The organism is Lampropedia puyangensis, from assembly GCF_004833285.1.
Taxonomy (GTDB): domain Bacteria; phylum Pseudomonadota; class Gammaproteobacteria; order Burkholderiales; family Burkholderiaceae_C; genus Lampropedia; species Lampropedia puyangensis.
Window position 1 is genome coordinate 160,786 of record NZ_STFG01000006.1, and the last position, 12,068, is coordinate 172,853.

Sequence of the window (12,068 nt, forward strand, 5' to 3'; positions counted from 1 at the left end):
ATTTTTAACTTATGCATTGCACTCGATTCACTCTTGCCATATTCCCCATTTCATTTTTGCTGTTCGGTTGCACCTCTTTGTCAGTAACGCCTGTCTCTGCCTCAGATGTGGCGAACCTAAAACACATCTGCATTAAAAATAACCCATTAGTCAAAGTGACAGATTTTGTACAGGTGCTTGAACATGGTTTGTCACGGCATGGCATTACCAGTGAGGTATACCAAGGCATGGTTCCGCAGCATTGCGAGTACACACTTAGCTACACAGCCTTACGCTCTTGGGACATCACGCCTTACCTGTCTGAAGCAGAGCTCACGTTGCAACACGGTAGCCGTCAAATTGCAAAAGCCAACTACCATCTCAAAGGTAAGGGCGGCTTATCCCTAACCAAGTGGAACAGTACCAAAAGCAAAATAGATCCTGTTATAGACCAGTTGCTGGCACACAAATCGTGATGAATACGAACGAAACGGGGAACATGAGTGATTCAACCGATATGTCGCGTGGCCGTACTGTGCTTGTCACAGGATCTAGTCGTGGCATTGGCAAAGCCATCGCCTTACAACTCGCTCGGGAAGGCTACCAAGTCGTCTTGCATTGCCGCAATCAATTAACACAAGCTCAAGAAGTTAAAAGCACCATTGAATCCTTAGGCTCTAGCGCGCGCATCCTGCAGTTTGACATAGCGGACCGAGAGGCATGTGCCAACGTGTTAGAAGCAGACATTCAAATGCATGGTGCATATTACGCCGCAGTTTGTAATGCTGGAATTGCTCAAGACAATGCATTCCCGGCCTTATCTGGTGATGACTGGGATAATGTGATTCATACGAATCTCGACAGTTTTTACAACGTCCTTCAGCCCATCATCATGCCGATGATTCAACGCCGTAAACCTGGTCGTATCGTCACCTTATCGTCTGTCTCTGGCATTGTGGGAAACCGTGGTCAAGTGAATTACAGTGCCGCCAAAGCAGGCATCATTGGTGCAAGCAAAGCGCTTGCTGTAGAGCTCGCAAAGCGCAAAATTACTGTCAATTGTGTAGCTCCAGGTCTAATAGAGACTGATATGGTCGATGCCCATGTACAAGAAGAGGCGCTCAAAATTATTCCAACTCAACGCATGGGACGGCCGGAAGAAGTCGCAGCGACAGTGGCATTCTTACTTTCAAATGGCGCTGCTTATATCACCCGACAAGTCATTGCTGTCGATGGAGGTATGACCGGATGAAGCCCACCTCCACAGGTTTAAAACGTGTCGTTGTTACAGGTGTCGGAGTGCTCAGCCCGTTAGGGCATGACTGGCCAACCGTTTTGGCCAATCTCAAGGCTGGAAAAAACTTAGTTCAGCGCATGGATGCATGGGATAAATACGACGGCCTACTGACTCGCTTGGGCGTCCCATGTGCACCCTTTGAGTTACCTGCGCATTACAACCGCAAGACGATGCGCAGCATGGGACGGGTTGCCGTGCTAGGTGTACGCGCCAGCGAAATGGCGTTAGAAAGCGCGGGATTGCTAGGATCAGAATTGCTCTCCAGCGGCCATATGGGCATATCCTTTGGCTCATCTATCGGCTCACCTGATGCTATTGGCGAATGCTGCGCTATGTTAACGCGCAACTCCACAGAAGGAATCAACGCAAATACGTACATCAAACTGATGTCACACACAGCAACAGTCAATATTGGTGTGTTCTTTGGCATCCGCGGACGTGTAATCACAACTTCGAGTGCATGCACCGCTGGCAGTCAAGGGATTGGCTATGCATTTGAAGCCATTCAAAGTGGCCGGCAAGTGGCCATGCTCGCTGGGGGCGCTGAAGAATTACATGCTATTGATGCGGCCATTTTTGACACGCTGTTTGCCACCAGTACGCGCAACAGCCATCCAGAGTTAACGCCTCGCCCATTCGACAAGCAGCGCGATGGCTTGGTGCTCGGCGAAGGAGCGTGCACATTGGTATTAGAGGAGCTCTCACATGCACAAGCACGTGGAGCTCATATTCTGGGAGAAATCATTGGTTTTGGTACCAATAGCGATGGCGCCCATGTCACACGCCCATCATCGGAAACCATGGCTCAAGCGATGCGATTAGCATTGGCAAATGCGGGAATCTCAGCAAACGACGTAGGCTATATCAACGCCCATGGAACAGCAACCGATCAAGGCGACATTGCCGAATCACACGCCACTTTAGCTGTATTAGGCGATCAAATCCCAATCAGTACACAAAAGAGCTATATCGGCCATACGCTTGGTGCCTGCGGAGCGTTAGAAACTTGGATGAGCCTCGAGATGATGCGGGAAAAATGGTTTGCCCCCACTCTAAACCTTGACCACATTGACCCTCAATGTGCCTCTTTAAACTACATTCGAGGCGCAGGCATCACGTTAGAAGTTGATACCTGCATGTCTAACAACTTTGCCTTTGGTGGTATTAACACTAGTTTGATTCTGCGCAAGTTTGACTGACTGGACGCCGCTTATTTTCAGGTGCCATTCAATAAGCACCATCTTTCATGGAGAATCCCAATGAACCACTCCCTATCCCATATTTTATTGAGTACAACCCTATGCACAACTGCGCTGTTCAGTTCAACAGCCTTTGCTCGCGATACAGCCAACCATTTCCCTTTTGCTGATGTGATTGCCCTAGGCCAAGCAGAAGGCAAACTCGATGGTAGCGTGCAGTTTTTCCTTAAAGGGCAAAACACACCTGCTATCAGCCAACGTCTAAGCACTGATAGCACAAATAAAAAAACCAATGGTGTTGGCAAATCAGATGAAGTAGCGTGCCAGTGGGTTGCGCTATCTGCATTGATTGCGCTACAAGACAAAGCCAAGTCACTTGGCGCTAATGCTGTTGTGGATATCGTCAGCAATTACAAAAAAATCGAATATGCCAGTCCCACAAACTATGAATGCCACTCAGGAGCAATCATGTCTGGAGTCGCACTCAAAGGCACTTATGCCAAGACACGCTGAGTACAAAAACATATAACTTCAAGGTCAACGCTAACAGTTAACACACCAAACGCCAGCAGTTACATCGTTAACTTTTGGCGTTGACCTCGCAACCATGCCGCATAAGCAAAAGCCTTTGCAGGCCAATCGCACGGCTTGGACTTTGCCTCACCCCCATTGCACGTAGTCTTGGCTCAAAGGTACGAACTCCATGATTCTTCTTGCCAATTAAATCTACAACCGTCCAGACTGCGGCTTAGAGCATTCTTGCACGCATCGACTGCTGCGGCCAGACTCAGCGAGTCATGCATCTGATGGTATCTAGCTTTTGATAATTAAGTCGCTAGGGAGGCGACAAAACAATGACAACAATGAATCGGTTTCACACACTTTTTTTACTAACAGCCGCAGCCTTTGCACTGGCAGCATGCGGCGAGCGTGTGGAAGTTCCTCCTGCGCACGTGGGCAAGATCATGACCAAAGACGGGTACCAAGACAACTTGATCCCAACCTCCAAATTTCGCTTATCGCCTTGTTGGGCATATTGTGATCGCCTCGTCATGCTGGATGTATCTGACAAGGCATACCAAGAGTCCATGACTATTTTCATTCCTGAGGACAAACTCAATCTGGAGGTGGTCGTTCGCGCAACACTCAGTGTGAATCCGAAAAGAACAGCAGAGCTGTTCAATGCGATTGCCCCACAGGAAACCAGTGCCGACACCTCCTTGATCGCCAATGAACAGGTCTACAAAACCTACGCAAGCCAAATCATTCAGGCTGAAGTGCGGGAATACCTGAGCCAATACAGCATCAGCCAGATCGCCTCAAGCAATGAAAAAATCAATGCAGATTTACGCACCAGATTGAGCAATGCTATTGAAACGCGCACACCATTTTCCGTACGCCATGTTGGCATTACCAATCTGAAATACCCAGAGATCATCACAAAAGCCCAGGAAGCGGCAGCTGAGCGGCGTGAAGCAATCCAGCAAGAAGAAGCCCAGACACAGGTTTCTGCTGCACGGTTAGAGCGTGAATTGAGTGAAGCACGCATGCAGCGCGCCATTGAGAAAGAAAAAGCAGAAACCGAAGCCCTTGCCCAATCCACTTTGGCCGCCGCAGTAGATGGGCGCGTACTTGAATTACGCAAACTTGAAAATCAACGTGCCTGGATTGAAAAATGGGATGGCCGACTGCCAACCACCTCTTTGGGAGACGCCATCCCCATGGTCAACCTCCAATGACTGGCCTGCTCAACCTTGTCACGTTGATTTGTGCGCTGGTGGCTCTGTGGTCGATCTGGAAGCGTCAATGGAAACTGCTCATTGCCGTTTGCATTGCGTTTGCCATATACACCGTTCTGCAGCCCTCTTATCTGCCCAAGGGATCTGTTCCGCGCAGCGAAGTACCGCCATTCCCCCCCAAAGAGGCTCAGATAGAAGATAGAAACAGCAGGCCTGTACCGATTGAAGAACGAGCGCGTCAACGCGACGAGTCGATTCAAAACGGCTTGCCGTTTTTGCGATGAGTAGCATCGCGGCTCTTGTGCAATCCACAAACAAAAAGCAGCTTTTGAAGCTGCTTTTTTTATTGAATGCTTTGGTAGGCCCAGCAGGGCTCGAACCTGCGACCAAAGGATTATGAGTCCTCTGCTCTAACCAACTGAGCTATAGGCCCGACCCAAGCGAGGCATTATAGGGCACCGAAATACCATCAAAGTAGATTTAACCGCCTTGCATATAGTTGATTGTTTCTTTTTTTCATACGATCAATCTACAGATGATGTATTTATCTACCAATGCACTGTTTCTAGAATAACTCTGTGCCAGATGTACAGGACACCTGCATTCCTGCTTTTGGCTTAATTCATATTGCAGTGCTTTGTAGTCCCGTTTGAAAAGGAACATGTTATGACCACCATCGCAGTCACTGGCGCAACCGGCCAACTGGGCCACTATGTCATTGAGCAACTCAAACAAAAAGTTGCCGCAAATTCCATCGTTGCATTGGTCCGCAACCCAGCAAAAGCTGCTGCATTAGGTGTCACCGCCCGCCAAGCAGACTACGCCCAAGCCGATGCACTGGAGACAGCCTTAACCGGCGTGAACACATTGGTGTTAATTTCCTCCAGCGAGGTTGGTCAACGGGCGCAACAGCATTCGAATGTGATCCAAGCGGCCAAAAATACGGGGGTGCAGCACATCATTTACACCAGCTTGCTGCATGCCGATACGTCGCCACTGAGTTTGGCTGAGGAACACCGTACCACTGAAGCAGAACTCAAGGCCTCTGGGCTGACTTACACCATCTTGCGCAATGGCTGGTATACCGAGAATTATCTAGGTTCTGTAGGTGCTGCCTTGGAACACGGCGCACTGATTGGCAGCGCTGGGCAAGGCCGTATCGCATCCGCTACACGAGAGGACTTCGCCGCCGCAATCGTTGCAGTGGCTACAAGCACTGGCCACGCAAATGCCACCTATGAACTGGCAGGCGATAGTGCCTGGACTCTGAGCGACCTTGCGACAGAAGTGTCCAAGCAATCAGGAAAAACGGTGGTGTATAACAATCTGCCAGAAGCCGAATATGCCAAGGCGCTGGCTGGCTTTGGCCTACCAGAAGGCTTGGCACAAGCGATTGCTTCTTGGGATGTTGGCGCATCACAAGGGGCACTGTTTTCCGACGATAAATCCTTATCCAAGCTAATTGGCCGCCCCACTACACCACTCGCAACAGCTGTCGAACGCGCCTTGAACGCATAGTTGTATTTGAACGGTCTACAGGCAAATCAAAGCCGCAACCACAACGAAGGGCGCACTGAGCGCCCTTTTACTATTCCGACCACAACACCAATTGCCACGCAAACCCCTTCCATTGAACCCGCGCTATTGGGATGTGCGTACAAAATGTTCAATGTTGTCGATCAATTGATCTGCCAAGCCTTGTATGGCTTCACTGCTGGCCCAAGCAATATGCGGCGTGAGAATCACATTGGGCCGGTTGGCCAAGCGCATCAAAGGATGTTCGGCAGGAGGCGGCTCAGGGCTTGCCACATCAAAACCAGCGCCAGCGATCCATCCCTTATCAAGGGCTTGCTCCATAGCTTGCTCATCAACCAAGCCACCACGTGCGGTATTGATGAGCAATGGCTGGCGCAGCATACGCTGAAATTCGTCTAGCCCAATCAACCCCTGGTTCTCAGGTGTCAGTGGGCAGTGCAACGTCAACACATCAGATTGTTCGAGTGTCTGTTCAAAAGGCGTATAGAGACCGCCACTTGTGCGTTGCCCCTTGCGAGCAGCAAAAAGCACGCGCATGCCCAAGGCTTTTCCCATCTGCCCCACTGCTTGCCCTAAAACGCCATCACCAATGATGCCAAGGGTTGATCCAGCCAAATCACGAATAGGGTAGTCAAAAAAGCAGAATTGAGCAGCCTCCTGCCAACGACCGCGAAGCACCGCGCCACGGTATGCGCAAACACTGCGCCTTAAAGCAAAGATCAAGGCGAATGTGTGCTCAGGAACCGTATGGATGGCATAGTTGCGCACATTACGCACAGCAATACCACGCGCTTGGCACGCCACAAGGTCAATGTTGTCGGTTCCGGTTGCAGCCACCGCCACCAAGCGCAGCCGAGTGGCCTTTTCCAGTGCCTCGGCAGTCAATGCAACTTTGTTCAAGATCACAACATCCGCATCGGCAATACGCTCTGCCACCTCATGGGGTGCGGTCCGGTCAAACACCTCCAAATCATGTGAAAAAGACAGTGGTTTGAGTACTGTCTCAGGGGACAGTGTTGCCCGATCAAGGAAAACAATTTTCATGTAAAAAATCTATGAAACCTAAGGAAACTCTGCAAAAACATCGTTCGCTGGAATGGGTTCAGTATCAAAATGAGCCGCAAGGCCACTTTTGAAGGTGATAGCTGTCGCGAGTGACGAATAAGGCAACGCAGCGGATTGCTTAAGAACGCGCTCAAACCACAACAGTTTTTTTGCAGCGCTGCCCTAACACACTGTTGCGTCAAAAACGTTGCAAAAGATGCCAAACCTCAAGCCTGCGTTGAGGCCTCGCGTAAAGGCCACGCGTAGACCCCTTAATGAATATCTTGATTACCTTGAGCCGCAGCGGCCACATCGCGCCAGGTAAAACCACTGCGTTTAGCGGCCTCAATCAAGCGGTTCTCGCGTACAGCAATCGTTGCCACAGCATCGGCAATACGCTCGGCATAAGCATCAGGAATCACCACTGCGCCATGCTGATCAGCGTGAATCAAGTCATTAGGCTGGACAGCCATCCCTGCAACCGTGACTGGAATATTCATATCCACCACATGCACATGTCCGTGGCTGGGCATGACAGACCCAGCCAGCATTTGAAAGTCACTGGCATTGACTGGCAAGTCACGTACAGATCCATTAGTTACCACACCTTTAGCCCCTAAGCCGCGGTGAACATGCGAATTAACCTCCCCCCAAAATGAGCCAAATCCTGCACGAACCCCATCAAGGTCTTGCAGCACAATGATGCTCGGCTTTGGCCCCCCCTCATCCACATATTGGTACCACTGCAGGCGGCGCTCCTTCTGTTGCGCATCCCCCCAACGGCTCGGCTGCACTGAGCGAATAGTCCCTGTTCGGGCATAGCCCACTATGGCACCAAGGTGTGGGTAGGCGCAATGCAAAGGATCCGTATTGAATCCATAGTATTGAAGCGCGGGGTCAATCGCCTCCAACGCGTTGCAAATAGTAGGCGTGTCATACTGAGCCAAAGCAGCCAACAGTTCTGCCGAATGAGGATGCGACATGGTTGTCCTTAGGTATAGAAGAGTCAAAATCGCGATACAGACTTTGCTTTCGCAGTCTCAATGCATCGCATTCAAATACAGGGCATGCAAAATACAGTGCTATTGTTTTTCGATGCCAGCCTTTTGCACCACTTGCGCCCAACGCTTAGCTTCTGTCTGAATGAATTGCCCATAGGCTTGGCTATCCCGGTACGTGGCTTGCGCACTGGCTTTCGCCAAACGGCTACGGTAGTCCTCGCTGGCAACCACTTTGGCAATCGCCTGCTCTAAAGCATGCACAACTGCTGGCGGTGTTTGAGCTGGCGCCAAAACACCATTCCAAGGCTCCACAATCAGTGCACTCAGATGCTGCTCTCCAGCAGAGGCCACATTAGGAAATGCCGTATTGCGCTCGTTCGACGCCATCACCAAAGCTTTGAGTTTGCCGCTATTGATAAACGGCGTGGCAGGCGGCAAGTCCTCAAAAATCATGTCAATTTCGCCCCCCATCAAACCAGTGAGTGCTGGCGCCGAACCTCGGTATGGCACCTGCACAAGCGGCACACCCATTTCCATAGCAAAAAGCTCGCCCATCAAATGGGTCACTGAACCGTTACCTGGCGTGCCATAAGTCAATGGTTTTTCAGCTTTCTTAGCGTAAGCAACCAATTCCGCCACCGAATTTGCGGGAAATGATGGATTGGTAATCAACACCTTGGGCACGGAAGCCACCTGCGCCACCGGTGCGAACTTACTCGCCAAGTCTCCATCCACTGCTGCAGAAACCAAAGGCGTCGTCACCAAGGCAACGGTGTTGAGCAGCAATGTATATCCGTCAGGTTGTGCATTGGCTACGTAGTTGGTGGCAATTAAGCTGCCTGCTCCTGCACGATTTTCCACGACAACAGGTTGCTTGATTTCATGGCTGAGTCCTCCGGCCAAAATGCGCGCCACCATGTCTGTATTGCCACCAGGCGCAAATGGAACAACCAGTTGCACTGGCTTATTGGGCCATGTCACTTCGCTAGCGCCTGCGGCTGCAACCAGCACACTCAAAGACGATGCCACCAACAACTTGCAGGCCTTATAAAGGGAATTCATATTGTGTCTCCATCATTGTTATTTCAAGGGCATGACTTATGGTGCGCCATGCTTGTGTAGCCCATTCTAGGGATGCAGGCCTCAAGAAAAACAACATAAAATCATTTCTATTATTCAAAAAATACATAAATAAAAAGTTGAATCAATCCAATAAAAATAACCTGCAGAAAGCGCACTAACATGTCCTCCATTAACAGGCACGCCAGAACCCAACTTGTTGCCGGGCTGGAATTGCTTTTAGCGATTGAGCGCCACCGCTCAATCAGCAAAGCAGCCGTGAGTTTGGGGATCACTCAATCTGCCGCCTCGCGGCAGCTGCAGGCACTCGAAACGATGGCAGGCGCGCCCTTGTTCCTGCGAACAACACGCAGCATCAAACCCAGTGATGCAGGACAAGCGCTGCTACACAGTGGCAACGAGTTATTGCACAACGCCGACCTCTTGCTTGAAGGTCTGCGCACCTCAACCGGCAACCCGGATGTACTGAAAATAGCCTCCAGCCCGCTGTTTTGCCAACAGCACATCGTGCCTAGACTCAAAGCATTTCGGCAAGCCTATCCAAGCATAGAGATTAAGCTCACACTCAGCTACGATCCTATCGATTTAGCCCGTGACGACATAGATTTGCTTGTCTACATTGGCCACCTGCCCGACCGGCGCCTGGTGGCATCGCGCATTGCACTGCAGCGACGCATACTGTGCGCTGCACCCAGCTTTCTTGCCAGTCGTGGGCCACTTCACACGCCAGAAGATGTCAGTCGCCTGCCCTGCCTCATCCACACGCAATTGACATCCAACGGACTTTGGTTTCACAGAGTTGGGAAAACCCTCAAAGAATTACACGTGGCAGGTCCGCTGGCCTCAAACAGTACCGAAGCCTTATTGAAAGCGGCAGTACAGGGCTGGGGCTTAACACTGATGCCACGCTGGGCCGTCCACGCAGAGCTGCAGGCCGGCACACTCATGCGAGTCCTCCCACAATATGATTTTGATATTGAACAACAGGCGCGTGAAATTTGTTTTCTCTGGCAACCCCAAATGTCCCGCTCACTGAAGCTTCGCAACTTTATTGACTTCTTCTCTGACATATTTGGCAAGCCCGCATACTGGGATCGCTAATGCCACCGAACACACACTGCAATTTGAATCACTGCATTCGGGCGTGAAACGCAATGCCATTTGCACACCTTTAGAGCGGCGATAATGGCGGCGCGTTATTGCGCATTGGTTCGTCTGTTTATTAACAAGAAGGCTGGCACGTACCGGACCTTCACAACACCCCCACGCCATGACTACTACTGCCATTCGTCAGGATGACCTGATCGAGTCGATCGCGGCCGCCCTGCAATACATCAGCTACTACCACCCTGCCGATTACATTGAGCACTTGGCTCGCGCCTACGAGTGGGAGCAAAGCCCCGCCGCCAAAGATGCGATGGCGCAAATTCTCACCAACTCCAAAATGAGCGCGACTGGCCATCGCCCGATCTGCCAGGACACCGGCATCGTCAACGTGTTCCTCAAAGTCGGTATGGATGTGAAGTGGGATGGCTTCACCATGGGTTTGGAAGACGCCATCAACGAAGGCGTGCGCCGTGGCTACAACAACGCCGATAACCAACTGCGCGCCAGCGTGGTGGCCGACCCGCACTTTGCCCGCAAGAACACCAAAGACAACACCCCTGCTGTCATCAATGTACAAATCGTGCCCGGCAATACGGTGGACGTGACGGTTGCTGCCAAAGGCGGTGGCAGCGAAAACAAATCCAAAATGATCATGATGAACCCCAGCGACAGCTTGGTCGACTGGGTGCTCAAAACCGTACCTACCATGGGCGCGGGCTGGTGCCCACCGGGCATGCTGGGCATTGGCATTGGCGGCACGGCAGAGAAAGCCGTGTTGCTGGCCAAAGAAAGCCTGATGGAAGACCTGAATATGTACGAGCTGCAGCAAAAAGCGGCGCGCGGCGAGAAGCTTGATCAGGTCGAAGAGCTGCGCTTGGAGCTGTACGAAAAAGTCAACGCCCTCGGTATTGGCGCGCAAGGTTTGGGCGGTCTCACCACCGTGCTTGACATCAAAATCAAGATGTACCCCACGCACGCGGCCAGCAAACCAGTGGCGATGATCCCCAACTGCGCCGCCACACGCCACGCCCACTTTGTGATGCGCGGTGAAGGCGCCGTGTATTTGGATGCGCCTTCACTCGATTTGTGGCCCAAAATTGATTGGGAACCTGATTACAACAAGAGCAAAAAGGTCAACCTCAACACCCTCACCAAAGAAGAAGTGGCGAGTTGGAAACCGGGCGATACCTTGCTGCTCAACGGCAAGATGCTCACCGGCCGCGACGCTGCGCACAAGCGCATTCAAGACATGCTTGCCAAGGGCGAAAAGTTGCCGGTGGACTTCACCAACCGCGTGATCTACTACGTGGGCCCAGTAGATCCCGTACGTGACGAAGCCGTCGGCCCTGCAGGCCCGACCACCGCCACGCGTATGGACAAATTCACCGACATGATGCTGGAGCAAACCGGCCTGATCGCCATGATCGGCAAGGCCGAGCGCGGCCCTGTCGCCATTGAATCCATCAAAAACCACAAGAGCGCCTATCTCATGGCCGTAGGCGGCGCTGCCTACTTGGTGTCCAAGGCCATCAAGAATGCGAAAGTAGTCGGCTTTGAAGACTTGGGCATGGAAGCCATCTACGAATTTGACGTCGTCGATATGCCCGTCACCGTCGCAGTCGATGCAGGCGGCACCAGCGCCCACGTAACCGGCCCCGCTGCATGGCAAGAAAAAATAGCCAAGGGTGAAGCGAAGGTGATGTTGCTAACGGAAGCCTGAAGTACACGCTAAAGTGACCTCTGTTTGATGTTTCATGCAAAAAGCCGCTCCACTGATGGGGCGGTTTTTTGTTGGCAGATACTTTTTAGTCTTTGCACTCTGTACGCGATAAAACACAAAATCGCATGGAGCCTGCCATTTAGCGACAGGATTACCAACATCAACTGTGAGTCACTCATGCGACCGTCATTTAGGTCCTAGCTTCAAACAATCCATCCGCAAATTTTTAGGCCTACCTAATAGACCTTCGCACTTGCCTTCCCTATGTAAGCAAGTGCTTCTGCTTGCATTAGGCGGTCTAACTCTGCAAAATGCAGGCCTTCTAATTCTAGTTAGGTGTTTGCTTGGCAAGCCTTGCAACGTTGG

The 12,068-nt window shown here is 51.4% G+C and carries 12 protein-coding genes and 1 tRNA gene; 9 read left to right on the plus strand and 4 right to left on the minus strand.

The genetic code is table 11. From position 1 onward, the window contains the following. Window positions 1–11: 11 nt before the first annotated feature. From E9531_RS07925 to E9531_RS07950, 6 genes are all read left to right on the plus strand, one after another. Window positions 12–455 (plus strand): Sbal_3080 family lipoprotein, encoded by a 444-nt coding sequence (locus E9531_RS07925; RefSeq protein ID WP_136573210.1) that lies wholly within the window; start codon window positions 12–14, stop codon window positions 453–455. A 23-nt stretch (window positions 456–478) separates the two neighbouring features. Then, window positions 479–1,231 carry a 3-oxoacyl-ACP reductase FabG gene (gene fabG / locus E9531_RS07930; RefSeq protein WP_244610034.1) on the plus strand — a complete coding sequence of 251 codons (753 nt, stop codon included), beginning with the start codon at window positions 479–481 and terminating at the stop codon, window positions 1,229–1,231. Then, window positions 1,228–2,475: a beta-ketoacyl-ACP synthase gene (locus E9531_RS07935; protein ID WP_136573211.1), complete on the plus strand. Its 1,248-nt coding sequence runs from the start codon at window positions 1,228–1,230 to the stop codon at window positions 2,473–2,475. Before fabG ends, E9531_RS07935 begins: the two co-directional genes overlap by 4 nt. Window positions 2,476–2,535: 60 nt before the next feature. Then, window positions 2,536–2,988: an excinuclease ATPase subunit gene (locus E9531_RS07940; RefSeq protein WP_136573212.1), complete on the plus strand. Its 453-nt coding sequence runs from the start codon at window positions 2,536–2,538 to the stop codon at window positions 2,986–2,988. Window positions 2,989–3,329: 341 nt separating this feature from the next. Further along, the gene (locus E9531_RS07945) at window positions 3,330–4,214 is read left to right on the plus strand and encodes an SPFH domain-containing protein (protein ID WP_244610035.1); all 885 of its coding nucleotides are present in this window, start codon (window positions 3,330–3,332) and stop codon (window positions 4,212–4,214) included. Next, complete coding sequence (locus E9531_RS07950; RefSeq protein WP_136573213.1) at window positions 4,211–4,498, plus strand: hypothetical protein; 288 nt, start codon at window positions 4,211–4,213, stop codon at window positions 4,496–4,498. Before E9531_RS07945 ends, E9531_RS07950 begins: the two co-directional genes overlap by 4 nt. A gap of 72 nt (window positions 4,499–4,570) precedes the next feature. Here the strand turns inward: E9531_RS07950 and E9531_RS07955 are convergent. Further along, window positions 4,571–4,647 (minus strand) — tRNA-Ile (locus E9531_RS07955). A 233-nt stretch (window positions 4,648–4,880) separates the two neighbouring features. Here E9531_RS07955 and E9531_RS07960 point away from each other — a divergent pair. Next, window positions 4,881–5,732, plus strand: a complete 852-nt coding sequence (locus E9531_RS07960) for an SDR family oxidoreductase (protein WP_136573214.1) — start codon at window positions 4,881–4,883, stop codon at window positions 5,730–5,732. Window positions 5,733–5,855: 123 nt separating this feature from the next. On the opposite strand, the gene E9531_RS07965 is transcribed toward E9531_RS07960, so the two are convergent. The 3 genes from E9531_RS07965 to E9531_RS07975 all read right to left on the minus strand — a co-directional run bounded on the left by E9531_RS07965 (window position 5,856) and on the right by E9531_RS07975 (window position 8,857). Further along, the gene (locus E9531_RS07965) at window positions 5,856–6,794 is read right to left on the minus strand and encodes a D-2-hydroxyacid dehydrogenase (protein ID WP_136573215.1); all 939 of its coding nucleotides are present in this window, start codon (window positions 6,792–6,794) and stop codon (window positions 5,856–5,858) included. Window positions 6,795–7,066: 272 nt separating this feature from the next. Further along, window positions 7,067–7,777 (minus strand): RraA family protein, encoded by a 711-nt coding sequence (locus E9531_RS07970; protein ID WP_136573216.1) that lies wholly within the window; start codon window positions 7,775–7,777, stop codon window positions 7,067–7,069. 99 nt (window positions 7,778–7,876) lie between these two features. Next, complete coding sequence (locus E9531_RS07975) at window positions 7,877–8,857, minus strand: Bug family tripartite tricarboxylate transporter substrate binding protein (protein ID WP_136573217.1); 981 nt, start codon at window positions 8,855–8,857, stop codon at window positions 7,877–7,879. 180 nt (window positions 8,858–9,037) lie between these two features. On the opposite strand from E9531_RS07975, the gene E9531_RS07980 reads away from it, so the two are divergent. Both E9531_RS07980 and E9531_RS07985 read left to right on the plus strand, forming a co-directional pair. Then, on the plus strand, window positions 9,038–9,976 hold the full coding sequence (locus E9531_RS07980) for a LysR family transcriptional regulator (RefSeq protein ID WP_136573218.1): 939 nt from the start codon (window positions 9,038–9,040) through the stop codon (window positions 9,974–9,976). Window positions 9,977–10,145: 169 nt separating this feature from the next. After that, window positions 10,146–11,702 (plus strand): fumarate hydratase, encoded by a 1,557-nt coding sequence (locus tag E9531_RS07985; RefSeq protein WP_136573219.1) that lies wholly within the window; start codon window positions 10,146–10,148, stop codon window positions 11,700–11,702. The last annotated feature ends 366 nt before the right edge of the window (window positions 11,703–12,068 follow it).